This is a genomic window from Oscillospiraceae bacterium MB24-C1 (genome assembly GCA_030913685.1).
Taxonomy (GTDB): domain Bacteria; phylum Bacillota; class Clostridia; order Oscillospirales; family Ruminococcaceae; genus Yanshouia.
In genome coordinates this window covers 2050001-2074872 of the sequence record CP133187.1, presented here as the reverse complement: position 1 = coordinate 2074872, position 24872 = coordinate 2050001, and the positions used below count along the sequence as shown (strand labels likewise).

General features: G+C 48.6%; 26 protein-coding genes and 2 rRNA genes (1 of these 28 cut by a window edge). 16 read left to right on the top strand and 12 right to left on the bottom strand.

What is annotated here, in order from left to right:
- Positions 1 to 125 precede the first annotated feature (125 nt).
- The gene (locus tag RBH76_09960; GenBank protein WMJ83048.1) at positions 126 to 1403 is read right to left on the bottom strand and encodes a LysM peptidoglycan-binding domain-containing protein; all 1278 of its coding nucleotides are present in this window, start codon (positions 1401 to 1403) and stop codon (positions 126 to 128) included.
- 266 nt (positions 1404 to 1669) lie between these two features.
- Between RBH76_09960 and bcp the strand changes: the two genes are divergently transcribed.
- The 12 genes from bcp to RBH76_09900 all read left to right on the top strand — a co-directional run bounded on the left by bcp (position 1670) and on the right by RBH76_09900 (position 10261).
- A complete protein-coding gene (bcp, locus tag RBH76_09955) occupies positions 1670 to 2137 on the top strand; it encodes a thioredoxin-dependent thiol peroxidase (GenBank protein WMJ83047.1) in 468 nt (155 codons plus the stop codon).
- Between the two features lie 318 nt (positions 2138 to 2455).
- A complete protein-coding gene (locus tag RBH76_09950; GenBank protein ID WMJ83046.1) occupies positions 2456 to 2668 on the top strand; it encodes a FeoA family protein in 213 nt (70 codons plus the stop codon).
- Positions 2669 to 2683: 15 nt separating this feature from the next.
- A complete protein-coding gene (locus RBH76_09945; protein WMJ83045.1) occupies positions 2684 to 2905 on the top strand; it encodes a ferrous iron transport protein A in 222 nt (73 codons plus the stop codon).
- A gap of 56 nt (positions 2906 to 2961) precedes the next feature.
- Entirely contained in the window at positions 2962 to 5142 is a 2181-nt protein-coding gene (gene feoB, locus RBH76_09940; protein WMJ83044.1) for a ferrous iron transport protein B, read from the top strand.
- Positions 5135 to 5305: a FeoB-associated Cys-rich membrane protein gene (locus tag RBH76_09935; GenBank protein WMJ83043.1), complete on the top strand. Its 171-nt coding sequence runs from the start codon at positions 5135 to 5137 to the stop codon at positions 5303 to 5305. The genes feoB and RBH76_09935 overlap by 8 nt, the downstream gene beginning before the upstream one ends.
- 24 nt (positions 5306 to 5329) lie before the next feature.
- Positions 5330 to 5542: a hypothetical protein gene (locus tag RBH76_09930; GenBank protein WMJ83042.1), complete on the top strand. Its 213-nt coding sequence runs from the start codon at positions 5330 to 5332 to the stop codon at positions 5540 to 5542.
- A gap of 126 nt (positions 5543 to 5668) precedes the next feature.
- Positions 5669 to 6280 carry an HD-GYP domain-containing protein gene (locus tag RBH76_09925; protein ID WMJ83041.1) on the top strand — a complete coding sequence of 204 codons (612 nt, stop codon included), beginning with the start codon at positions 5669 to 5671 and terminating at the stop codon, positions 6278 to 6280.
- 805 nt (positions 6281 to 7085) lie between these two features.
- Complete coding sequence (locus RBH76_09920) at positions 7086 to 7562, top strand: DUF134 domain-containing protein (GenBank protein ID WMJ83040.1); 477 nt, start codon at positions 7086 to 7088, stop codon at positions 7560 to 7562.
- 245 nt (positions 7563 to 7807) lie between these two features.
- Positions 7808 to 8182 (top strand): NifB/NifX family molybdenum-iron cluster-binding protein, encoded by a 375-nt coding sequence (locus RBH76_09915; protein WMJ83039.1) that lies wholly within the window; start codon positions 7808 to 7810, stop codon positions 8180 to 8182.
- Entirely contained in the window at positions 8179 to 9015 is an 837-nt protein-coding gene (locus RBH76_09910; protein WMJ83038.1) for an ATP-binding protein, read from the top strand. Before RBH76_09915 ends, RBH76_09910 begins: the two co-directional genes overlap by 4 nt.
- The gene (locus tag RBH76_09905) at positions 9012 to 9866 is read left to right on the top strand and encodes an ATP-binding protein (protein WMJ83037.1); all 855 of its coding nucleotides are present in this window, start codon (positions 9012 to 9014) and stop codon (positions 9864 to 9866) included. Before RBH76_09910 ends, RBH76_09905 begins: the two co-directional genes overlap by 4 nt.
- Positions 9867 to 9904: 38 nt before the next feature.
- Positions 9905 to 10261 carry a NifB/NifX family molybdenum-iron cluster-binding protein gene (locus tag RBH76_09900; protein ID WMJ83036.1) on the top strand — a complete coding sequence of 119 codons (357 nt, stop codon included), beginning with the start codon at positions 9905 to 9907 and terminating at the stop codon, positions 10259 to 10261.
- 39 nt (positions 10262 to 10300) lie between these two features.
- Here RBH76_09900 and RBH76_09895 read toward each other — a convergent pair whose 3' ends face one another.
- The 7 genes from RBH76_09895 to speD all read right to left on the bottom strand — a co-directional run bounded on the left by RBH76_09895 (position 10301) and on the right by speD (position 17044).
- Positions 10301 to 10483: a hypothetical protein gene (locus tag RBH76_09895; GenBank protein WMJ83035.1), complete on the bottom strand. Its 183-nt coding sequence runs from the start codon at positions 10481 to 10483 to the stop codon at positions 10301 to 10303.
- Between the two features lie 230 nt (positions 10484 to 10713).
- A complete protein-coding gene (gene nspC / locus RBH76_09890) occupies positions 10714 to 11841 on the bottom strand; it encodes a carboxynorspermidine decarboxylase (GenBank protein WMJ83034.1) in 1128 nt (375 codons plus the stop codon).
- Position 11842: 1 nt separating this feature from the next.
- Positions 11843 to 13045, bottom strand: coding sequence for a saccharopine dehydrogenase family protein (locus RBH76_09885; GenBank protein ID WMJ83033.1), 1203 nt, complete (start codon positions 13043 to 13045; stop codon positions 11843 to 11845).
- Between the two features lie 35 nt (positions 13046 to 13080).
- Positions 13081 to 13932, bottom strand: coding sequence for an agmatinase (gene speB / locus RBH76_09880; protein ID WMJ83032.1), 852 nt, complete (start codon positions 13930 to 13932; stop codon positions 13081 to 13083).
- Positions 13922 to 14773: a polyamine aminopropyltransferase gene (gene speE / locus RBH76_09875; protein WMJ83031.1), complete on the bottom strand. Its 852-nt coding sequence runs from the start codon at positions 14771 to 14773 to the stop codon at positions 13922 to 13924. The genes speB and speE overlap by 11 nt, the downstream gene beginning before the upstream one ends.
- A 30-nt stretch (positions 14774 to 14803) precedes the next feature.
- The gene (locus RBH76_09870; protein ID WMJ83030.1) at positions 14804 to 16264 is read right to left on the bottom strand and encodes an aminotransferase class V-fold PLP-dependent enzyme; all 1461 of its coding nucleotides are present in this window, start codon (positions 16262 to 16264) and stop codon (positions 14804 to 14806) included.
- 21 nt (positions 16265 to 16285) lie between these two features.
- On the bottom strand, positions 16286 to 17044 hold the full coding sequence (speD, locus tag RBH76_09865; protein WMJ83029.1) for an adenosylmethionine decarboxylase: 759 nt from the start codon (positions 17042 to 17044) through the stop codon (positions 16286 to 16288).
- A gap of 578 nt (positions 17045 to 17622) precedes the next feature.
- Between speD and RBH76_09860 the strand changes: the two genes are divergently transcribed.
- The 4 genes from RBH76_09860 (at position 17623) to RBH76_09845 (ending at position 22253) form a co-directional block, all read left to right on the top strand.
- On the top strand, positions 17623 to 18636 hold the full coding sequence (locus RBH76_09860) for a DUF4349 domain-containing protein (protein WMJ83028.1): 1014 nt from the start codon (positions 17623 to 17625) through the stop codon (positions 18634 to 18636).
- Between the two features lie 282 nt (positions 18637 to 18918).
- Positions 18919 to 20019 carry a hypothetical protein gene (locus RBH76_09855; GenBank protein WMJ83027.1) on the top strand — a complete coding sequence of 367 codons (1101 nt, stop codon included), beginning with the start codon at positions 18919 to 18921 and terminating at the stop codon, positions 20017 to 20019.
- Positions 20007 to 21512 (top strand): glutamate synthase-related protein, encoded by a 1506-nt coding sequence (locus tag RBH76_09850; GenBank protein WMJ83026.1) that lies wholly within the window; start codon positions 20007 to 20009, stop codon positions 21510 to 21512. The genes RBH76_09855 and RBH76_09850 overlap by 13 nt, the downstream gene beginning before the upstream one ends.
- Positions 21513 to 21530: 18 nt before the next feature.
- A complete protein-coding gene (locus tag RBH76_09845) occupies positions 21531 to 22253 on the top strand; it encodes a glutamate synthase (protein WMJ83025.1) in 723 nt (240 codons plus the stop codon).
- Positions 22254 to 22648: 395 nt separating this feature from the next.
- Here RBH76_09845 and RBH76_09840 read toward each other — a convergent pair whose 3' ends face one another.
- The 4 genes from RBH76_09840 to RBH76_09825 all read right to left on the bottom strand — a co-directional run.
- Positions 22649 to 23194, bottom strand: coding sequence for a nitroreductase family protein (locus tag RBH76_09840; GenBank protein ID WMJ83024.1), 546 nt, complete (start codon positions 23192 to 23194; stop codon positions 22649 to 22651).
- A gap of 41 nt (positions 23195 to 23235) precedes the next feature.
- The gene (locus RBH76_09835; protein WMJ83023.1) at positions 23236 to 24108 is read right to left on the bottom strand and encodes a DegV family protein; all 873 of its coding nucleotides are present in this window, start codon (positions 24106 to 24108) and stop codon (positions 23236 to 23238) included.
- Between the two features lie 185 nt (positions 24109 to 24293).
- A 5S ribosomal RNA gene (gene rrf / locus RBH76_09830) occupies positions 24294 to 24410 on the bottom strand.
- Positions 24411 to 24511: 101 nt separating this feature from the next.
- Positions 24512 to 24872, bottom strand: a 23S ribosomal RNA gene (locus RBH76_09825); it runs 2471 nt beyond the window's last position.

Below are 24872 nucleotides of genomic sequence, written 5' to 3'. Positions count from 1 at the left end.
AGGCTGCAGCACAATAAATTTCGACTATATGCAAAAAAGAGCCCCTTCTGTGACTAGCAGCGTTTAAGGCGCTTTAAAGCCACAGAAGGGGCCATGCTTTGGTGTTACAGCTATCGTCTGTCTGGTTATAATGTTTTTTGGATGTCATACATTGATTCGAGTACCAGCCAGTTCTGAGGAAAGAACTTGTTTACCGTCCAATAGCTTACCCCGCCCAAATTATACGCTTCTACCAGCGCAAGTTTTGCCGCAATGCTGCGGGCATCTTCAAACCAAACAACATGCTTTCGTCCTTCTTTGTCATAATAGTAAAAATACGGCGCCTGCGCCTGTTTGTCAAATTCAATGACCGCCCCTACCCGCTCCGCAAGGCTGATTGCTTCCGTATTTGGCATCGAGCGTGCTGTTGAGCCTAGCACAAATGGCAGCGTCCAGTCATAACCGTAATTGGGCATGCCCATTAGAATTTTCTGGCTTGGAATAACCGATACCGCATAATCGAGCACTTGTTTAACCTTATCTAACGGTGCAACCGCTTGAGCAGGGCCACGGGTGTACCCCCATTCGTAGGTCATTAGGATGACGTGATCAACTGTCGCGCCATGGAAAGAATAGTCGTGCGCCTCGTACAAAAGCCCGGGCTGGTCGGCGCTGATTTTAGGCGCCAGCGCAACCGAAACCGAATACCCCTGCGGGCGTAGAGTATCCACCGCTTTTCGTACAAAACGATTGTACTTCTCCCTGTCCCACGAATAAATGTATTCAAAATCAATATCCAGTCCGGAATAACCTTTGGGTAATGTCTTCATTACATTTTCTAAGATATTATTTTGTACGGCATCATCATTTAATATCGTATGAACCAACTCGCTGTCAAAACTACCACCCTGCCTGATATTGGTGATAACCATTAGCGGGGCGGTCCGTTGCGCACGTGCCGCCGCAATAATATTTTCATCTGTGATCGGTGCCAGACTACCGTCGGGGCGCACCTGATAACTGAAAATGCTGACAAAGTTCAGGTGTGGCAGCGTCTTTGCTAGCGTTTCGTCCCCGACACTGGGAAAGACATAGCCGTTAACGTCGATCGTGCGCTGCTTTGGCCAGGACAGCGGAACGGTTATGACCTGCCCGGCCCAGATTATATCCGGGTCGCTGATGTCTGGGTTGGCCGCCAAAACATCCTGTTGAGCAACATCATATTTAGCGGCAATGCTGTGGAGCGATTCTCCGCTCTGTACAACATGCCGGACATCATCCGCCATGATCACAAGCGATTGGCCGACGATTAGATGGCGCATGCCTTTAAGGTTGTTATCATCTATCAGCCGCTGCATAGGTATACCATATTTTTTGGCGATAGCGTAAATGCTATCTTTGGGCTGAACTGTATATATCTTCAAATCCCCACATCCCCTGTACAAAAGTCTAACTATGATTCAACACAATATATGTGCGTGGTACGAATACCATGCAAAAAAAGAAGCATCGGCTGATTATTGCGCTACGGCAACAGGCCTTATTGTATTGAACCGTCCAAAAAAGATGTTATAATGAGCAAAGAAATCCACGTTTAATACGCTAAATGATGTCGACTAACAATGCATCAATAACACAATACATGCTACGGCAAAATCTTATTGACGTTTAATTTTAAGGAGGAAACAACATGCTAAGCGCAAACACCAAGGCCCCCGATTTTACACTGCCGGATAAGGATAGTAATCTTGTTTCATTGTCGGATTTTCGTGGTCGGACAGTCGTTCTCTATTTTTATCCCCGTGATAACACGCCCGGTTGCAGCCGGCAGGCCAGCGCTTTTGCACAGGCTTTTGAACAGTTTCAGGCTCAGGGCGTTACCGTTATCGGTGTCAGCAAAGACAGTGTGACATCGCACCAAAGATTCGCCGAAAAATACAACTTACCTTTTATTTTATTGTCCGATCCCGAGCTAACTGCTATCAAAGCCTATGACGTCTGGCAGGAGAAGAAAAACTATGGCAAGGTGAGCATGGGCATTGTACGCAGCACCTATATCATTGATGGCGAGGGCAATATTGAACACGTCATGCCCAAAGTAAAGCCCGATACCAACGCCGCTGAGGTTTTAACCTATCTACAAAAAAGTCGGGGTTAATCCACTGACCTTAATTGTACCCCCTGTCCCGGTGGGTCAAGTTCCAATGTCTTTCGTGTGTGTACTTTTCAACCATAACCGGCGCGCTTTGTATCATAACAAAGCGCGCCTTGGCATTTGCAGACTCGGTTCAATGACTCTGCAAATCTAGACGCATTTCATTTTAAAAATAATTTTAATTTATATTAGTTTTTTAAAAATTTCCTATTGACAAAAAAGCGTCAGAGGTGGTAGACTGTTTGGAGGTTAGGATGTGCTAACCATTTGTCGAACTGTGGGGCTTAAAATGGTGAGCCCAATGAAACGGAGTAACAAAACATGATGCCTCTTACAATGGCTAAACCCGGAGAAGTAAATTATATCTGCAAAATTACAGGAAAGGACGAGGTACGTCAGCACTTGGCCGAACTGGGCTTTGTGGTTGGGGAACGCGTCATAGTCGTTTCTGAAATTGGTGGAAATATGATATTATCAATTAAAGACAGCCGTATTGCGCTGGATAAAACCATGACTAATAGAATTATGATATAGGGAGTTGAGCAATCCATGAAAACATTGAAACAAGTCGCCATAGGCCAGACGGTCACTGTTGTTAAGCTGCACGGAGTGGGGGCGGTGAAGCGCCGCATTATGGACATGGGCGTAACAAAGGGCGCGCAAATTTATGTACGCAAGGTAGCGCCTTTGGGCGATCCTATCGAAGTGACGGTACGCGGTTATGAACTGAGCCTTCGCAAGAGCGACGCAGAAATGGTAGAGGTCGAATAATGTAATTTTATCAGCGAGTTAGCACCCCCTAACTCGCGTTTCAAGGAGGAGCATACATGGGTATTAAAATAGCGCTTGCCGGTAATCCCAACTGTGGTAAAACCACAATGTTCAACGATCTGACTGGCTCGGCCCAGTACGTCGGCAACTGGCCCGGTGTTACCGTCGAAAAGAAAGAGGGCAAGCTCAAGGGCTTTAAGGACATCATCATCCAAGACCTGCCCGGCATCTATTCGCTGTCTCCCTATACGCTTGAAGAGGTTGTTGCGCGTGGTTATCTGGTCAACGAAAAGCCGGACGCCATCATCAACATTGTGGACGGCACCAACATTGAACGAAACCTTTATTTGACCACTCAGCTCATCGAGCTCGGCATTCCCACCGTTATCGCGGTGAACATGATCGACATCGTGCGTAAAAATGGCGATGTCATCGACTTAGCTAAGCTCAGTGAAGCGCTGGGCTGTGAGGTAATTGAAACATCGGCACTCAAGGGCGTTGGCTCTGAACAGGTCGCTAAAAGAGCTGCAGAACTGGCAAAGAGCAAAACCGCCGTGAACATGCCAGCTGTCTTTAACGGCAGCGTCGAGCATGCCATTGCACATATTGAAGAGTCGCTTGAGGGTAAGGTTCCGGAACGCAACCTGCGCTGGTATGCCATCAAGCTGTTTGAACGCGACATCAAGGTCATTGAGGAGCTCAAGCTCGGCCCGTCGCTACTTTCGCACATTGAAGAACATATCGCCTCCTGTGAAACCGAAATGGATGACGACGCCGAAAGCATCATCACCAACCAGCGTTACGCTTACATTTCCAAGGTAGTTTCAGTCAGCGTTAAAAAGAAGAACCACTCCAAGTTCACCGGCTCAGATCGAATCGATCAGGTCGTCACCAACCGTGTTTTGGCACTGCCCATCTTTGCCACGATTATGTTTATCGTCTATTACATCTCGATCACGACCATTGGCGATGTGCTGACCGGCTTTACAAACGATACACTGGTTGGCGAATGGATTATGGGCCCGCTCGGCGAGTGGATGGCTGGCATCGGCGTTGCCGACTGGCTTACTGGCCTTGTGGTCGATGGCATCGTCGGCGGTGTAGGCGCGGTTATCGGTTTTGTGCCGCAGATGCTCGTTTTGTTCTTGCTGCTCTCCATTCTTGAAGATGTCGGCTATATGGCCCGCGTCGCGTTTATCATGGACAGAATTTTTCGCAGATTCGGCCTTTCGGGCAAGTCCTTCATCCCCATGCTCATTGGTTCAGGCTGCTCGGTACCCGGCATTATGGCCAGCCGCACCATTGAAAATGAGCGCGACCGCCGCATGACCATTATGACCACCTCGTTCATCCCATGTGGTGCTAAAATGCCGATTGTCGGCCTCATTGCAGGTGCGTTGTTCGGTGGCGCCTGGTGGGTTGCCCCTTCCGCCTATTTTATCGGCGTGGCTGCCGTTATTATTTCCGGTATCATTCTTAAAAAGACCAAGGCTTTTGCAGGGGAGCCCGCTCCGTTTGTCATGGAGCTGCCCGCTTATCACGTTCCTTCTGCAACTAACGTGCTGCGCAGCACCGGGGAGCGCGGCTGGTCCTTCATCAAGCGTGCTGGTACTGTTATTCTCGCAGCCAGCGTGCTGATCTGGTTCACCTCCAGCTTCGGCTTTGTCGAGGGCAGCTTTACAATGGTTGAGGATACGGACCATTCGGTTCTTGCAGCTGTTGGCGGCGCCGTCGCACCGCTGTTCGCCCCCTTGGGCTTTGGCACTTGGCAGGCCACAGTGGCCACTGTGATGGGTCTCGTTGCTAAAGAGGAAGTCGTCGGCGTCTTCGGCGTCCTTTACGGCGTCGCCGGTGATGCGTTGGAAATGGTTGAAGAAGGCACCTTTGAAGGCCTTTCTCCTATTGCGGCGCAGTTTACCACCCTGTCGGCCTTCTCGTTTTTGCTGTTTAATCTGCTCTGCGCACCCTGCTTTGCTGCAATGGGCGCTATTAAGCGCGAAATGAACAGCGCAAAATGGACTTGGGCTGCCATCGGTTATCTTTGCGTATTCGCTTATGCCATTTCCCTTATTGTTTATCAGCTAGGACTGTTCTTTACCGGCAATGGTTTCACCATCGCAACAGCAATTGCGGTTGTTTTAATAGCTGCTCTACTGTGGTTATTGTTCCGCAAGAACCCCTACGATCAGCACAGTGAGGGACGCCACATTAAATCGGAGGCTAAAGCAAATGTTTGAGTTTCTTTCTTCGAATCTTCCCACAATAATTGTCGGCGCCATCGTCTTTACTGTGATTACAATGGTTGTCGTCAAATTAATCAAGGATAAGATTAATCATAAAAGCAGCTGTGGCTGCGGTTGCGCAAATTGCCCAAGCGCTAGCGCATGCCATCATAAATAAATTCCGCATGGGGCGTGGGCAGGATTGTTCACGCCCCACTTTATTTTGGCGGTTTTGTATGCAACCGGCAAGCTAAAAGTCACTCGTCCCTCGGTCAATAAAATGCTGGCGGTGCTTTCCGGCAAGGGGCTTCTTCAAAAAAGCGTTGCGGTGCGGTTCGCTCGACTGATTGAAGCAATTATGCTAACAAGCTCTCTGAAGTTTGCACCTGATGATATCAAGCGATGCTCAATTTAGTGAACTGCCCGATCTGGCGCTTTAACAAATTTCGGCCCCCAGTCTAGGGATACCCGTGACTTTAAAAAGCACTTTAGGCTCAAGAAAAAACCGGCTGTTTGGCCGTATTAAAGGCAGGATATATTTGTGAAGGACAACCAGAATCAATCGTCTCTTATGCTGTTCCATGAGCTTTTAGCAGCAATTGTTGCCGCAATGGAGGCCAGAGATAGCTACACCGCCAGCCATTCCTCCCGCGTGGCCGACATTACCGAATTTCTTTGCAGATTACTGCAACTGCCGGTCAGACAATCTGAGACAATTCATATTGCAGCCCATGTTCACGATATCGGAAAAATCGGAGTTCCCGACGTTATCTTGCATAAATCAGGCAGACTGACAGATAACGAATGGTTCATTATGCGACAGCACCCCACAATAGGCTTTAATATTTTAAGCAAAATTAGCGGATTTGAAGATATCGCTTTATGTGTGCGTCACCACCATGAGCGTTGGGATGGTTCAGGCTATCCGGCCGGTCTTTCGGGGGAGGCCATTCCGTTGGGGGCGCGCATTATTTCGCTGGCCGATTCGGTGGATGCTATGATGAGCGAGCGCAAATACCGCGAAAGGCTACTGGCCGAAGATTGCCGAAATGAAATAGCACGGTGCCGCGGCAGCATGTACGACCCTGGAATTGTAGACCTGATGTTGCTTCACTGGGCAGAAATAAAATGCTTATTGAATCACGAGAATTAGTCACCGTTCCCTTTCATACTTCGACATTGACCGGCATTCCGATACTAATTTACGGTTGCTTCTTTTTTTCAGGATTTATTACCTAGTGTTATAGACACACCCATTCTATTTTAGGACGGTTTCAATAGCTTTGGCTTATTCGTGTTTTGCGAATAAGCCCTTTTTTGTAATCCATTAACTACAGCGAGAAAATTATTGACATATGCTCATAATTCCGCTATGATGATTTTGGGCATATGCTAATAACTTTTTGAGTGCCGAACAGAGTAAGTAAAAGCATTCGGCATAAAAAACAATTTGAAGGGAGTAGTTATAATGCCAGCAAGAGACAGAACAGGCCCCCTGGGCAATGGTCCAATGACAGGGCGCAGAGCAGGCCCGTGCACCGATTTTTCAGCACGGGCTGTAAATTCCTTTGGGCGGCCCGCAATGCGGTGCGGCCGAGGGTGTGGATACCGGCGAGCATTTTATACGCCCCGACTACCGGGGTGGTTGCGCTGCAACAATGACATCCCCTTTCTAGCAGGTGATGCGGTACTTGACCAAAAGGCTTATTTAAACAAGCGGGCCGCTATTTTGGAGAAACAGCTGACACAAGTCAAAGACCACCTGGCAACTTTAGGCAAGGATGATTGAGCTATTGGCTGCCAACGCTTACCAGACTGTGAAAGACGGGTGTGTTGCCCCACCGGTTGACACCCGTCTGAAACACATTTAAAATGAAGGATAAAGTATAATACTATTGCCGCCTGAGCCTAAATTAAATTTATTGCTTAGCCGCCAATATCGAAAACGGAGTGATATCATGGCCAGACCGACAAAATGGAGAAAGATTGAACACATCCCTGCCATTGCTTTCTTTGTGCCCGCTGAAGAAGGGCTTGAACAGGTTGCTGAAAATATCCTCAAGCTCGAGGAACTGGAAGCAGTCCGCTTAAAGGACCTTGAAGGCTTAGAGCAGGGCGAGTGTGCCGAACGCATGGCCGTTTCTCGTCCGACATTTCAGCGCATTCTCCTTTCCGCACGGGAAAAGATTGCCGATAGCCTTGTCAACGGTAAAACCATTCATATTGAGGGCGGAAATTTCACTAAGAACATCTGCCCCGTCCATTGTCTGGAATGCGGTAATGTCTGGTCCGAAAGTTTTGAAAATCTCGAGGCTATCAACGGTGGTAATTTTTCCTGCCCCGTTTGTGCCTCAAAAAAAATTACCTGCCAGCATTCCTGTCGAGGAAAGCTAGGCCGCGGTAATTGCTGGCGGCATAATGGCCAAAATTTTTAAATGATTTATCGCCGGTCTCGTGCGGATAGCTGCTATTCGCCGAGACCGGCGATAATCTGTTTTTAAAGTATAATAATATACCCCTGGTATTAAAACCACTTAAAGATTTTTTAAAGCTTGGTTCATATAGTTATTGACATATGCTTATAATGGTATTACAATCTAGTTATGAGCATAAGCTCATAAGTTTTTTATCGTGGGCTTGTGTACCGATTTGTTTTATCAAACGAAATGGAGCGTGTGTTATGACCATTTTTTTACCTGTCGAAGAAAAATCGCTCGACGCAGCAGTATGTCCATCATTTGGACGAGCCCCGTTGTTTGCCTGCGCTGACACCCAAAGCGGCGACTGCCGATTTTTAGAAAACCCCGCCGTGACAAGTCAGGGTGGCGCCGGAATTAAAGCTGCACAGTTTTTAGCTGACGGCAGCGCAAACGCACTGATCACCTTTCGCTGCGGCGAAAACGCGGCACAGGTGTTGACCGCCGCAGGCATTATGCTTTATAAAGCGCAGGCCGGCAGTCTCAACGACAACATCAAAGCGCTTCAAGACAATCGGCTCCCCCTTCTTGAAGAGATTCACACCGGGTTCCACCATCACGGGGGTGGCAGCAAATGAGGATAGCCGTCCTCAGCGGTAAGGGTGGGACAGGAAAAACGCTTGTTTCGGTCAATCTGGCCTGCGCCGCCGAGAAGGCAACCTATATCGATTGTGACGTAGAAGCACCCAATGGGCATTTGTTTCTAAAACCGCAAAATTTAAAAACTCAGCCTGTTTCGGTTATAGTCCCGCAGGTGGATTCGTCCAAATGTACCGCCTGCCGTAGATGCGTTGACTTTTGCCGCTATAATGCCCTTGCACTGCTCAAAGAAAAGCTGCTGATCTTTTATGAGGTTTGTCATTCCTGTCAGGGCTGCATTTTGCTCTGCCCTGAAAAGGCGCTGTGTAAGATGCCGCGGCCGATTGGTGTCATTGAGTCGGGGATGTCGGGTGGTGTTACCGCGCTTACCGGGCGGCTGAACACCGGCGAAGTGTCCGGCGTACCCATTATCAAGGAATTGATGGCTCTCATGCCTGATCAGGGCCTGACGGTGATTGACTGCCCCCCCGGCAGTGCCTGTTCGGTGATGGAAAGCATTCGTAAAGCGGATTTTTGCCTGCTTGTTGCTGAACCAACGCTGTTTGGCGCACACAACCTTAAGATGGTCTACGAGCTGGTGACGTTGTTTAAGAAGCCATTTGGTGTGGTACTCAACAAATGCCTGCCCGGAGAAAACCCCTCCGCGCAGTTTTGCAGTGAAAAGGGCCTTAATATTCTCGCTAAAATCCCCTATGACCCCGAGTTGGGTCAAATAAACGCCGATGGCCTCGTCGCGACGCGCGAAAGCAAAGCTTTTTTTAACTTGTTCGGAAATTTACTGCGCCGGATTCAAGGGGAGGTGCCGTTTTGAAACAACTTTTGATTTTAAGCGGCAAAGGCGGTACCGGAAAAACCACCGTCGCAAGCACTTTTATCGCGCTCTGTCAAAGCGATACTTTTGCTGACTGCGACGTGGATGCACCCAACCTTCATCTGGTGATGCCGGATCTGCCATCCCCCAATAAAACGGATTATTATGGTTTTGAAAAGGCAGTTATCGACCAAGAGTGCTGCACCCACTGCGGGCTTTGTCAAACCCACTGCAGCTTTGGCGCCATACAAAATTTTATGGTAAGCGAATTCGAGTGCGAGGGCTGCGGCGTCTGCGCCGAAATTTGTCCGGCGCACGCCATTACGATGCAGCCTCACATTTCGGGTGACCTGCTGCTTTATCAGGATGAGGAGTGTATTTTTTCTACAGCCACCCTCAATATGGGGAGCGGTGCCTCCGGCAAGCTGGTAACCGCTGTCAAGTGTCAGCTAAATGATCGCGCTAAGGGCGATATTGCGATCATCGACGGATCACCGGGCATCGGCTGCCCCGTCATTGCGTCAATCAGTGGCGTAGATTTTGTACTCATCGTCGCCGAGCCAACTGTTTCCGGCCTGCATGATATGAAGCGCATTATTGAAACTGCGCAGCATTTCGGCGTCGATTGTGCCGTTTGCGTTAACAAATACGACGTCAACCCTACCACCGTGACAGAAATCGAGGACTGTTGCGACAACCTGTCGGTACCGGTCGTTGGCAAAATCCCTTATGACCCCATGGTTATTGAAGCCGTCAATCGCTGCCAAAGCATTGCTCATTACCCTAACAGCCCGGCGGGTTGCGCTATTTCCACTATTTGGCACACTCTTTTCAACCGTTATTTAAAATGATTCTAAGTGATTTTAATAAATTAAAAGGAGCGATATTTATGAAAATTGCAGTTGCATCCGAAGAAAAATCTGTCACCGAACATTTTGGCCATTGTCAGGGCTTTACCATTTTTGAAATCGAAAGCGGCCGCATCATGGGTAGGCAATTTGTGCCTAACCCCGGTCACCGTCCTGGATTTTTGCCTGTCTTTCTGCATGACAAGGGCGTAAAGGTAATCATTTCGGGAGGTATGGGCCAGGGGGCAATCGACATTTTTAACGAAAAGGGCGTAGAGGTCATTGTCGGTGCTTCCGGCGATGCCGAAATCGCCGTCAACAGCTATTTACAGGGAAATCTGAAATCGACCGGCTCGGTTTGCCATCAACATCAGCACGCTGGCGAGTGCGGGGAATAACTGCTTTGCTGTAAGCCTGTCCGGCTAATTTAACGACAATCAAAAAGACACGGTCATGGTTGGCTCATCGCCCCACTTCCGTGTCTTTTTTCTGTTATAAGCCTTGGGATTCTCAGGTTTGCGCGTTACCGGGCTGATTGCGCCCCAGCTTTTGCGCCGCGCAGCATTCAATGTACGCTGGCGTTTCTTGGACAGCTTTTCATATGGTATAAATTTTTCCATCACATTTGCTCCTTTCAAAGCTTTTCGCGGCTTAGTATAACAGATTGACGTGCGGTTGTCTACTTGAAAGCAAACTAAAAATTTACCAACAATATTACGCATGATAAAACAAAGCAACTTGGTTATACAATATCTTATATTCTATAATAAACGATTAACAATTGGTACAACGTTAAAAGGCGACCGCTTTTTAAAAGCGGTCGCCTTTTTCACAAACCATTTCCCGGAATTTACGCCAGACGGCCTTTAAAATCCATATAGCCAAATCGGTTTAATATACGGCAGTCGCCCTCATGATCGCGCAGCGCAATGGCAGGCAGTGGCATACCGTTGAAGGTATTTGTCTTGACCATTGAGTAGATCGCCATGTCACCAAACACCAGACGGTCACCGGCTTTAAGGGGCTGATCAAAGCTGTAATCGCCAATAATATCGCCTGCCAGGCAGGTAGGGCCGCCCAACCGATAAGTGCACGCCTTTTCCTCCGCCAAACCGGAGTCTTGAAGCGGTGGGCGATACGGCATTTCCAGTACATCTGGCATGTGACAGGCCGCAGAAACGTCTAATATTGCGATATCCATGCCGTTTTTAAGCGTATCAAGCACCGAGGTAACCAAGAAGCCTGCATTAAGCGCAACCGCCTCCCCCGGCTCGAGATAAACCTGCAAATCATATTGATTTTGCAACCGGTTGATACACTGTTCCAACGCGGAGATATTATAATCTGGGCGAGTGATGTGGTGCCCACCGCCCAAGTTTAACCACTTCATCTGCGGCAGCCATTCGCCGAATTGTTCTTCAATAGCGGTAACGGTGGTCAGCAGCGCGTCAGAATTCTGCTCGCACAACGTATGAAAGTGAAAGCCTGAAACGCTATCGAGCAGCTCCGGGCGGAAATTTGCCCTTGTTACGCCCAGCCGCGAATTTGGAGAGCATGGGTCATAAACCGCGTGGCCTTGCTGCGTTGAACACTCGGGATTCAAACGCAGTCCTATTTCGCAGCCTGCCGCCTTGGTCTGCGCACCAAATCGCTCAAGCTGCGAGAAGGAATTAAACACAATATGACCACAGATCTTTGTCAGCTCGACAAGCTCGGCCTCACGGTAAGCGGGCGAAAATACGTGGTTTTCCTTGCCCATCTCTTCGCACCCCAGACGCGCTTCATACAGCCCGCTTGCCGCCGTCCCGCTGAGATATTGCCCAATTAGTGGGTAGAGCTTATAGAGCGAAAACGCCTTTTGCGCCAGCAGAATTTTGCAACCGGTGCGCTGCATAACACCCTGCAATATTTTCAGGTTTTGTTCCAGTAGCGCCTCATCCACCACGAAACAGGGGGTTGGTAAATCAGAAAGCTTCATCTCAGTCCACCGGTGTGGGGTTAAAGCTTTCCTGCCAAGGCAGGCCGTATTTATTCAGGGCATCCATGAAAGGATCCGGGTCAAACTCCTCAATGTTATGCACACCGGGCTTATTCCATTTGCCGCTCATCAGCATCATTGCGCCGATCATCGCCGGTACGCCGGTGGTGTAGGCAACCGCCTGAGAACCGACTTCTTTGTAGCATTCCTCGTGGTCGCAAACGTTGTAGAGGTAGTAACTCTTATTCTTACCATCCTTTTTGCCGTAAAAGATGCAGCCGATGTTGGTTTTGCCCTTTGTACGCGGGCCTAGCGAAGAAGGGTCGGGCAACACAGCCTTTAAAAACTGAAGCGGCACAATCATTTTGCCCTCGAACTCGATCGGCTCAATTGAGGTCATGCCGACATTCTCTAGGCAGCGCAGATGGGTCAGATAGCTCTGACCAAAGGTCATAAAGAAACGGATGCGCTTGATGCCCGGAATGTTGAGTGCCAACGATTCTAGCTCTTCGTGGTGCAAAAGGTACATGTCCTTCTCGCCAATTTCCGGGAAATTGTATACGCGCTTGATCTCCATCGGCTCGGTCTCAACCCATTCACCATTCTCCCAATAGCTGCCCTTTGCCGACACCTCGCGGATGTTGATCTCGGGGTTAAAGTTGGTCGCAAAGGGATACCCGTGGTCGCCCGCGTTACAATCGAGAATGTCGATATAATTGATCTCGTCAAAGTGATGCTTGAGCGCATAGGCCGAAAAAACGCCAGTGACGCCGGGGTCAAAGCCACTGCCAAGCAGTGCGGTAATGCCCGCTTTTTCAAATTTTTCGCGATAAGCCCACTGCCAAGAATACTCAAACTTTGGGGTGTCCTCCGGCTCATAGTTGGCGGTATCCACATAGTTGGTCTTAGTGGCAAGGCAGGCTTCCATAATGGTTAAATCCTGATAGGGCAGTGCCAAATTCAGCACCACATCAGGCTTAACCGTCTCAATCAGCGAGACAAGCGCGTCCACATCATTGGCGTCAATCTGCGCCGTTGTGATTTTGGTTTTAGTAATTGGCGTCAGCTTTTCTTTCAATTCGTCACACTTCGATTTTGTGCGGCTGGCGATACAAATCTCCTCAAAAACGTCGCTGTTCTGACAACATTTGTGAATGGCAACGCTAGCAACGCCGCCGCAGCCGATGATAAGAGCTTTTCCCATATCTATACCCTCCGTTTATTTAATATTATTTTATATTAGTGGTTGATTGCCAACAGCAGCTCGCGTACCACCTTGCATGCCAATGCGGTAGAGGCCCCCGACTGATCAAGCGTCGGAGCCAGCTCCATGACATCGCAGCCGACGACGTTTGCGGTGCAGACGGTTTTAATAGCTTCTAGCAGCGCCAAGAACGAAACGCCGCCCGCCTCCGGTGTGCCGGTACCGCAGAAAAAGGCGGGGTCGAGCACGTCCAAATCCAGCGTAAAGTAGACCGGTTTACCATCAATTTCTTGTACCGCTTGCACCAATCCTTCAAAGTCGAAAGGGCGCAAAGCGGTGTGGGTTTTTGCCCACTCAAATTCAGCTCGCTCACCTGAGCGGATGCCGAACTGCCAAATTCGCCCATCTCCCAACAGCTCCCAGCAGCGGCGAATCACAGAGGCGTGCGAGAGAGGTGCACCGAGATAATCCTCACGCAGGTCGGTGTGCGCATCAAAGTGGATGATGCAAAGGTCGGGATATTTTTCGAGCAGCGCCCGCACAGCACCGAGTGTCAGCGAGTGCTCACCGCCCAGCATGACGGGCAGCTTGCCGTCCTCCAGAATGGTTTGTGTCCGCCGCTGAACAACACCCAGTGCCGCTTCTGAGCTACCAAAGCACAGTTCCAGCTCACCGCTGTCAAACACGTAATAATCACCCAAATCCTTATCCTGATAGGGGCTGTAAGTTTCCAATCCGTAGGACTCTGCGCGAATCGCCCGACTGCCAAAGCGCGCACCCGGTCGGTAAGAGGTGGTAGAATCAAACGGTGCGCCAAACAAAACAATATCGGCGTCCTTGTAGTCGCAGTCGCAGCCTAAAAAGGTCTCAACGTTTTTATTCAACATTTCTCAGCATCTCCTCCACATAGTTGGGCAGTGCAAATGCACCGATGTGCAGCTTGGTGTTGTAATAACGCGTGCGCAGCCCAAGGACATTCCATCTGACAGCATCCAAATCTTTAATCGGGTGATATTTTTTTGAAGCGAAGCCGAACAGCCAGTGCCCCGACGGATAGGTTGGAATATGCGCCTGATACACTCGACTGATCGGAAAGCTTTCGGCAATGCGCTTGTGTGCGCGCTGCATGGCGGCGGCGTCGCCGTCGTAAAACGGGCTCTCATGCTGGTTGACCAGAATTCCGTCGGCGCGCAGCGCTTTATAACAATTGCCGTAAAACTCGCGGGTGAAAAGTCCTTCGCCCGGGCCAAACGGGTCGGTAGAATCGACAATAATCAGGTCGTATTCCTCGACGCAGGAACGGATGAATTTTAGCCCATCCTCAAAATAAGTGCTCACGCGCGGGTCGCTAAAGCAGCAGGCAGTCGTGGGCAGATACTTTTTGCAGACCTCCACCACCAACTCGTCGATCTCGACCAAATCAATACTTTCCACCTCAGGATAGCGCACCAACTCGCGGATAGCGCCACCGTCTCCCCCGCCGATAATCAATACATTTTTAACGTTTGGATGCACCGCCATCGGCACATGGGTAATCATGTCGTGGTAGACAAACTCATCCTTTTCGGTGAGCATCATATAGCCATCGAGGGTAAGAAACCGCCCGAATTCATCAGATTCAAAGATATCGATGCGCTGAAAATCGCTTTGGCCGCTGTATATTTGCCGATCGGTTTTAATAGATAAACGCACATTTGGGGTGTGCTGTTCGGTAAACCAAAGTTCCATGCCTGTCTCCTTCATCATTACTCTGCTAAATTAATTTTTTGCCCGTCGCAGCACATTGAGGTAATCTATCTCTATATCCTCCGGTCCGGTCATCGAACAGCCCTTTTCCTTAGCGTAGGCAATATAATCCAAAATATCGCGGGTGATTCGCTCACCTGGGGCCAGAATCGGGATGCCGGGCGGGTAGCACATGACAAACTCACTGCAAATATGGCCTTCGGCCTTATCCAGCGGCAGCGACATTTTTTCGGCATAAAATGCATCCTGCGGGGTGACTTCAACCTGTGGTGGCAGATATTCTTGCGTCATGAGGCCGGTTCGGTCACGCTGATAGCGGCGGCGTATCTCGGCCAGCGCACTGACCAGCCGTTCGATATCCTGCATACGGTCACCGACCGAGACATAGGCCAAAATGTTTCCCAGATCTCCAAACTCGACCTGAATGTCGTATTCATCGCGCAAAAGGTCATAGACCTCGATGCCAGCCAGTCCAATATCCAACGTATAAACCGATAACTTTGTACTGTCAAAATCGAAAATGCTGTCGTTGTTGATCAGATCCTGTGCGTAGGCATAATAGCCGCCGATACGGTTGATCTCCTCACGGGCATACTGCGTCAAATCCTGCACATGGCGGAAAATCTCTTTGCCGCGCAGCGCTAGGTTTCTGCGGGAGATATCGAGGCTTGACAACAACAAATAGGACCCGCTCGTCGTCTGGGTTAGGTTGATGATCTGGCTGACATAGCCCGCGTTCATCTCAGGGCCTGTTAGCAACAACGAGCTTTGCGTCAGGCTTCCACCCGATTTATGCATACTCACCGCCGCCATATCAGCCCCCACCGACATAGCGCACACCGGTAGCCTTCGTCCGAAATAAAAATGGGTGCCATGGGCCTCATCTGCCAGTACCTTCATGCCGTTAGCATGTGCCAACCGCGTAATGCTTTTGATATCTGAACAAATACCGTAATAGGTAGGGTTGTTAACGAGAATCGCCACCGCATCGGGGTGGGCTTTGATTGCCTTTTCTACCTGTGCAACCGACATGCCCAACGAGATTCCCAAACGCTTGTCCACCTCGGGATTGACGTAGACAGGGTGCGCTCCGCAAAGTACCAGCGCGTTGATAACACTGCGGTGTACATTTCGCGGCAGGATGATTTTATCCCCCCGCTTGCAGCAGGAGAGCACCATCGTCTGTACAGACGAGGTGGTGCCGTTCACCATGAAAAATGCGTTAGCCGCGCCGAACGCCTCGGCCGCCAGTTCTTCAGCATCTTTTATCACCGAAATCGGATGACAAAGGTTATCCAACGGCTTCATCGAGTTGACGTCGATGCCAACACATTTTTCACCTAGAAAATTTCTAAGTTCAGGGTTCCCTCGGCCGCGCTTATGGCCCGGCACGTCAAAGGGGACGACCCGCATTTTTTTAAATTCCTCAAGCGCTTCATAGATCGGTGCGCGTGTTTGATCAAGTTGTGGCATGCCGCTCCCCCTTTTAAAGCATCAATAAATATTCCTGCCGCTAAAAATTTCAATCATCTCGCGGCGCAGGTTGTTGGTAATTGCCAGCCGCTCTTTGGGCGGCAGCTCGTACACGTCGGTTTTGAAGAGGTAGTTCTTCAAATCCAGCTCTTTAATCAGCATCTTGGTGTGGAATAAATTTGACTCGTAAACATTGATATCGATGGCGTCATAGTGATCCAGAGTCTCCTGTGCAATATACCGCTGAATCGAAACCATATCATGGTCGATGAAAAGTTTTTTGCCCGTAACGTCGCGCGTAAAGCCGCGTACGCGATAATCCATTGTAATGATGTCGGAATCGAAGCTGTCGATGAGGTAATCAAGCGTTGAAAGAGGTGTAATCTCGCCACAGGTGGCCACATCAATATCGACGCGGAAGGTGGCAATACTCGTCTCGGGGTGATACTCAGGGTAGGTGTGCACCGTGACATGACTTTTATCAAGGTGCCCTACGATAGTGTCTCCACTAGGAATCATTGATTCCTCGGCGATGAGAATCGTCACGCTTGCCCCTTGCGGTTCGTAGTCCTGACGTGAGATATTAAGCACCGTCGCACCGATCATCTCGGTCAGGTTGGTTAATATATTGGTCAGACGCTCGGAATTGTACTGCTCGTCGATATAGGCGATATAGTCCTGTTGTTCCCGCGCAGTTTTCGCATAGCAGACATCATAGATATTAAAGCTCAAAGATTTTGTCAGATTGTTGAAACCATAGAGCGTCATTTTCTCATCCATTTTCGCGCTTTCCTCCATCAACAAAAATAAGCACAAGTGCAGCGAAATTCGCCAAAACACTTGTGCTTCGATTCAAATCTGTTATTTTTGAACAGGTGTTGCCTAATCACCTTAGAAAAGGCACAGGCCCCTCATCATTAAAAACCAGAACAGTCAGAGTCTATATAGCAAATAGTTACTTTTACTACTCTTATTGATCGTTTCACAAGTTTTATGTGTCCGCTTACACATCGGTTTTAAGTAACCAACTTATAAAATTTGCGCTTCTAACGCAATCAATAAGGCAACGAAGTTGCCGCTCGGCATTTGACCCGGCTGTCCGTATGGCCATTCCTTCCCGATGGAAGTGGTCAAAAACATTCGCGAGTGGAAAGACTCTGTCTAACCAATCTGTTCTTTTTTTGCGATCACTGCAATTATATTGGACAGGTTTAAAAATGTCAAGCATCAGCCCATGATATTTTTTAATATTTTATAAATATTTAGAAAATTGATGGCACCTAATTAGCCAATGCAATAATCTGCCAGATTTTCTGTACCTTATTAGCAGAAAACAATATTTAAAAGGAGGCATTTTAATGCAGTATAAAAAGTCTATTTTATCAGCGTTGGCTATAATTCTTGCAGTACTGGCAATATGCGCCGCCTGCAGTAGTACAAGTGTAAATGATAAAGCGGCCCCCAGCGAAACTTCTGCCGCAAGCCATTCGAATATGCAGCTTGCAATTGCTGAAGGCTCTGGACGCATGGTAGCGCACGCACCAGCCGAAATTTCCACCGACGACCAGAATAAAACCGATATCGAGGTTATGACGCCCGATCGCAAAATTGTTAAGCATAGCCACCTCTCGCTTGAATCAAAAGAATTTGATACCGCATTTGAGCAGATTTTGACCGTTATTACGGAGCAGGGCGGCTATATCGAAAATCAAAGCATCAATGGTCAAAGTTTGACCCATCGCGGCTCGTATTATGAGCGTTCTGCTTCAATACAAGCAAGAATTCCCGCCGATAAACTCGACAGTGTAACGACTGCTGTCGGCGGCATCTGCAATGTCACCTCAAAGAGCGAGAATATCGACGACATAACTGATAGATATTTTGACACACAAGCGCATCTTAATTCCTTAAAGCTGCAGGAAGAGCGGCTTTTAGACATTTTGTCCAAGGCTGATAAGCTAGAGGATGTCATTTCGCTGGAGCGGGCGCTTTCAGATGTGCGCTACCAGATAGAATCACTAACCGCGACCATGCGTCGGATGGATAGTCAAGTTGCCTATTCTTATTTAAATTTGGATCTGCGCGAGGTGGTTGAGTATCAACCGGTAGAATCGGCGCCTAAAACTTTAGGTGATAAAATTTCCGCCTCTTTTAAGCGTTCGGGTGAAAAACTGGCTTGGTTCTTTGAAGCGTTGCTGCTCTTCGTGATTGAAGACCTACCATTAATTGTGATTTGCCTTGCAGTTCTCGGCTCATTTATTTTCATTTCCTTCAGAACATCACGCCGTGTTAAATTTAAAATGAATGAAAATAAAAATAAAATTTCTTCAGCTAAACCAAATCCCCAGCAAGATCCGCCTGCTGAAAAATGATTGTTTATTTATAGCTCCTGCAAATTTTCCTTTCTTACCGTTTATTACTAGATCATCCCTCGGCAGATAACCCATGTTTATTTGCGTAATGTTGCACAATCAACTGTGCGCAGCCGAGGGATTTTGCAGGACGTTTTATAAAAATTGCAGAATCGCTTGACGAGTATTGCAAGTTGCATTACAATTACTTGCATATTTAAGGGCGATTACCGAGAGAGGTGTCCTCTAGAGACACCTCTCTTATTTTTTCACCGCCTGACCACTCGAAAAGGAGGAACCCCCATGCAAAAAGAAGGACAAGTCAGAATTCCATCGGGTTGCGCTATCTCAGGCGTTATAGATCTGGAAGGTAAGCCTATTTCTGGTGATGAAATTATCCGATCTATCGCAACAATGCACGACCGTTCCAATGGTCTAGGCGGTGGTTTCGCTGCCTACGGTATTTACCCTCAGTACAAGCATCACTACGCCTTCCATGTATTTTATGAGGATCAGACCGCTAAAGAAACCTGTGAAAAATTCCTTGAACGCCATTTTGACATTGCAAACCTCTCAAAGATTCCGACGAGAAAGCACCCTCGCATTACCGATGCCCCCCTAATTTGGCGCTATTTTATGCGGCCGCTTGAAAATAAGCTTGATCATAGTCAGCTTGACGAAAAAGAATATGTTATGCGCTGTGTCACCCGAGTCAACACGACAATGCCAGGGGCCCACGTTTTCTCCAGCGGAAAAAATATGGGCGTGTTTAAAGCGGTAGGATATCCCGAAGACGTAGGCGAATTTTACCGTCTTGAAGACTATAAAGGCTATGCATGGACGGCTCACGGCCGTTATCCCACAAATACACCCGGTTGGTGGGGCGGCGCGCACCCTTTTGCACTACTTAACTTTTCTGTCGTACATAACGGAGAAATTTCCTCCTACGATGCCAACCGGCGATATATTGAAATGTTCGGTTATAAATGCACGCTACTCACTGACACCGAGGTTATCACCTATATTATCGATTACCTTGTACGGCGGAAAAAACTTTCGTTAAATGAAATGGCAAGCGTCATTGCGGCGCCGTTTTGGAATACCATCGCCACAAAACCTCCGGCGGAACGCCAACAGCTGACCTATCTTCGCAATACCTTTGCCAGTCTTCTGATGACCGGCCCATTTTCTATACTTGTTGGATTTGACGGCGGGTTAATGGCATTGAACGATCGCCTGAAGCTGCGTTCAATGGTCGTAGGCGAGCGCAACAGCCGCGTTTATATCGCCAGCGAAGAGTGCGCAATTCGCGCCATTGAGCCGGAGCTGGATAAGTTCTGGTCCCCAAAGGGCGGCGAGGCCGTCATCTTCAGATGCAAGGAGGAATCCGTATGTACGCTTTAGACTTTGCTTCCAATTTTGAAGTGGTGCGCAGCGAAAGTCGCTGCACGCTGTGCGGAAAATGCGTCAATGAATGCAGTTACGGTGTGCACCAGTTCACAGCCGATAAAAAAGCGCTTACCGAAAACAATAGCAAGTGTGTCAACTGCTATCGTTGTGTGGCGACCTGCCCCACCAAAGCCATTAAAATCATCCGTAACACACAGGCTGTCAACATCAGTAGCAACTGGAGCGCCAACAACATGCGCGAAATCTACCTGCAGGCAGCCACCGGCGGCGTACTGCTCTCCGGTATGGGCACCACCAAAAACTATCCCCTTTATTGGGATAAACTGCTCATCAATGCCGCTCAGGTGACCAACCCTTCCATTGATCCGCTGCGAGAGCCGATGGAAACCCGCACCTATTTGGGCAAAACCTCGGTCAACATCCGCCGGGATGCCTCCGGCCGTCTAATCAACACTCTCCCCCCGCACCTGACGCTCAACACCCCGATTATGTTTGCAGCCATGAGTTATGGCGCGATTAGCTATCCGGCGCATGAGGCACTGGCAAAAGCCTCAACCGATCTGGGGACTTACTATAACACCGGTGAAGGCGGTCTACATCACGATCTGTACCAGTATGGTGACCACACCATTGTACAGGTGGCCTCCGGTCGTTTTGGTGTCCATCGCAAATATCTTGAAACCGGTGCAGCTATTGAAATTAAAATTGGTCAGGGAGCAAAACCGGGCATTGGCGGACATCTGGCCGGCGCAAAAAACATCGGGGATATCTCAAAAACCCGCATGATTCCCGAAGGTAGCGATGCCATTTCCCCCGCGCCGCACCACGATATCTACTCCATTGAAGATCTGCGGCAGCTCGTCTACTCTCTAAAAGAGGTTACTGCTCACAAAAAACCGATTGTTGTCAAAATTGCCGCCGTGCATAACGTGGCTTCTATCGCAAGCGGCATCGCGCGAAGTGGCGCAGACATTATCGCTATTGACGGTCTGCGCGCTGGTACTGGCGCCGCGCCCACCCAGACGCGCGACAACGTCGGCATTCCGATTGAGCTTGCGCTCGCCGTGGTCGATTCACGCCTGCGTGAAGAGGGTATCCGCAATGAGGTTTCTGTCGTCGCCAGCGGCACCATCCGCAACAGCGCCGACGTCATCAAAGCTATCGCTCTTGGTGCGGACGCTGTTTATATCGGCACTGCCGCTCTGATTGCAATGGGTTGTCACATGTGCCACGGCTGCCACACCGGCGGCTGCAATTGGGGAATTTGTACCCAGACCCCTCAGTTGACCAAGCGTTTAAATGCTAATGAAGCACATCGTCAATTGGTCAATCTCATCGAAGGCTGGACACATGAAGTCAAAGAAATGATGGGCGGCATGGGTATCAACTCTATCGAGGCGCTGCGCGGTAACCGCCTCATGCTCCGAGGCGTTGGGCTGACAGACGCCGAGCTTAAAATTCTTGGCGTACAGCACGCTGGCCAATAAGAAACGGAGGAGTCTGCTATGAAAATTGATGCGTATAATATGAACCAAACGGTTTTGAATCAGGCCATCCGCCGAGCGCCGACAGGCGATATTAATCTAATGGGGTGTCTTGGTCAACGCTTTATCGGCGCAGGTATTTCTGACAAAAAAATCCACATCAATGGTGTTCCGGGTAACGCGTTGGGCGCTTATCTGGATGGTGGCACCATCATAGTAAACGGGAACGCACAGGATGCTACCGGTGATACTATGAACGACGGTCTCATTGTCATCAACGGCTCGTCAGGCGATGCCACCGGTTATTCAATGCGTGGCGGTGCCATCTTTGTCAAGGGCAACGCGGGCTACCGGGCCGGCATCCACATGAAAGCTTATCAGAATAAAATCCCGTTACTGGTCATCGGCGGAGCTGCGGGTAGCTTTTTAGGTGAATATCAAGCTGGTGGACATATTGTTGTGTTGGGTCTGGGCTGTGAAGAACGTGTTCCTTTTGGTTATTTCTGCGGCACCGGCATGCATGGCGGCAAAATATTTATCCGCTCTGCACAGCCACTGACCAACTTGCCCCCGCAAGTGCTGGCTTCTGATGCTTCAGATAAGGATATGCAAGAGATCATGCCCTATATCACCGAATACTGTGAGCGCTTTGATATCCCGATGGATGCAATACTGCCCCACCACTTTTATGTACTAACGCCTAACGCTAAAAGCCCTTATAAAAGACTTTACGCCATCAACTAACCCCCCTATCTTAAAACCGTGTATTTACATCAGTAAATACACGGTTTTGATTTTACGTTTCTACTATATTCAATCCTATAGACTATGAGAATAACTTAAATTAGGAATATAACATAGCTCTAGCCAATCCTAAAATCGTCAGGTGCGCCGGATAATACATATAGAAAAACCACTTTTTGCTTTGTTGGATTGTCAAGGCAACTAATCCCCACGCAAGGGTCCACATGACGCTTGTTTGGTCAAATATGCTGTCTTGAAAGGGAATGAAATTTTTATTGAACATTATAGCGTAAGCAAAGTGCGAAATAAGGGCAAAGAAAAACATTCTCGCAGCTGTCTATATCATTCCTCTATATCGGAATATCCTTCTTATACTATCATTTATTTACCTGGAATTAAAACTTATTAAAACTTATCACTTCATCAAATTTTTTGCGCTGCTTATCACGCAATACATCATCCGCCATTGCATAACCCAGCGCTACCACTAGACGAATGCGGCGGGTTTTGGGTATGCCAAGCAGCATTTTTAGCTTGCGCTCATTAAACCAGCCCAATATACAACTGGACAGCCCCAATGCCTCGGCAGCCAGAACCAGATGCGCCACCGAAAGGCCGAGATCAATGCCCGAAAATTTTTGATTTTTAAGAGATTCGCCAACCTTGGCCGTTAAATTTTGCTTTCCTTCAATTGCCACAACAAAAGCGGTGGCTTTACCGGCAAATTTATTCATCCCCGAGTCTTGAAGGCATTGTGCCACCTGTTCTACCCGTTGTGGTTCATCCACTGCTATATAACGCCACGGTTGACTATTGCAGGCAGAAGGTGACAGCGCAGCCGCTTGAAGAATATCCATTAGCTTTTCCTTTTCAACAAACCGCCCAGGGTCAAAATTTCGACAACTTTGCCGCTGTCGAATTAAAGATAATAAATCGCCCATGTTGCTCCCCCTTTAATTGTCTGCACTCAAATATTTGTCCTCTAACGGCCGGTTCCCATGAAAAATACCGAAACCAGACCCGGACCGGTATGGCTACCCACAACGGGGCCGATGGAAGCGATCTGTATTTCTTTTGGAGAAAACCGTTTATTGATCATATCCGCGAGCATCTGTGCCGCATCGGCAGCCTCTGCATGCCCAATAAAAATCATTTGCTTCGAAATTTCAGTCCCTAACTCCCCAATTTTATCGGCGAGTGCTTCAATAGACTGCTTGCGCCCACGCACCTTTGCCGCAGGAATCAGATGCCCATCATTATCCACATGCAGAATCGGCTTAATTCCAAAAGCTGTCCCGACATGTGCGGTAAGCGCGTTCACCCTACCACCACGATAAAGATACATCAAGTCGTCCACCGTAAACCAGTGACAAAGCTTCAGGATGTTTGCCCGTACCCAATCGGCAACCTCACTTAGACTGGCGCCGTCCTGTTTTTTGATCGCTGCCAGGCAGACCAACAGGCCCTCGCCCATAGAGGCGGCCAGCGTATCTATGACAACAATCTTGCGCAGGGGATACCGTTCCTGAAGCTGTTCCAAAACCATGACAGCCGTACCAAAAGTGCTGCTCAAACCGGAGGAAAAAGCTAAATATAAAATATCTTCTCCGCGTTCTAAAATGGGTACAAATGCCTCTTCAAACTGACTCATGTTGATAGCCGTAGTCGTAGAGACATGTCCCTCCCTAAGCATCTGGTAGAAAGCTTCAGAAGAAAGCTCACGATTGTCAGGGTAGTTATAGTATTCTTTATCTTCGAATGAAAACCGCATCGGTATTACGGTTACATTGAACCTATCAATTAGCGCCGGGGTCAGATCAGCAGTTGATTCGGTAACAATACAAAACTTATCCATCCGTAATGCCCTCTTCCTGATATGTTTTCTATAATAGCTTTGACAATATTTCTAAATCTTGATCATATGCACCAAATGTAATTGCTATTATTATAGCATTATTAATCTGCTAACAAAAGGCATTTATGTAACAATTAAGTAAATAAAAACAGACACCCCCGCTATTGCAGGGATGTCCGTAAAAGTGCCGGCACCGACCTATCTTCCCAGGACGTCTCCATCCAAGTATTTTCGGCACTGATGAGCTTAACGACCGTGTTCGGAATGGGAACGGGTGGATCCTCATCGTCATTGGCACCGGCTGTGTCTTGCGGCATAGCCCCAAGACTATTTAGAATGTTCTGCACACTCAAAATTGAACAATGAAATGTCTGCAATATGCGAGACCTATTAAGATCACTTAAAGGTCAAGCCCTCGACCGATTAGTACTCGCTGGCTTAACACGTCGCCGTGCTTACACCTTGAGCCTATCAACCCGGTAGTCTTCCGGGGGTCTTACCTGCTTATAGCAGTGGGATATCTTATCTTGAGGACGGCTTCACGCTTAGATGCTTTCAGCGTTTATCCGATCCGCACATAGCTGCCCAGCTGTGCCACTGGCGTGACAACTGGTGCACCAGAGGTGCGTCCATCCCGGTCCTCTCGTACTAAGGACAGCTCCTCTCAAATATCCTGCGCCCACGACAGATAGGGACCGAACTGTCTCACGACGTTCTGAACCCAGCTCGCGTACCGCTTTAATTGGCGAACAGCCAAACCCTTG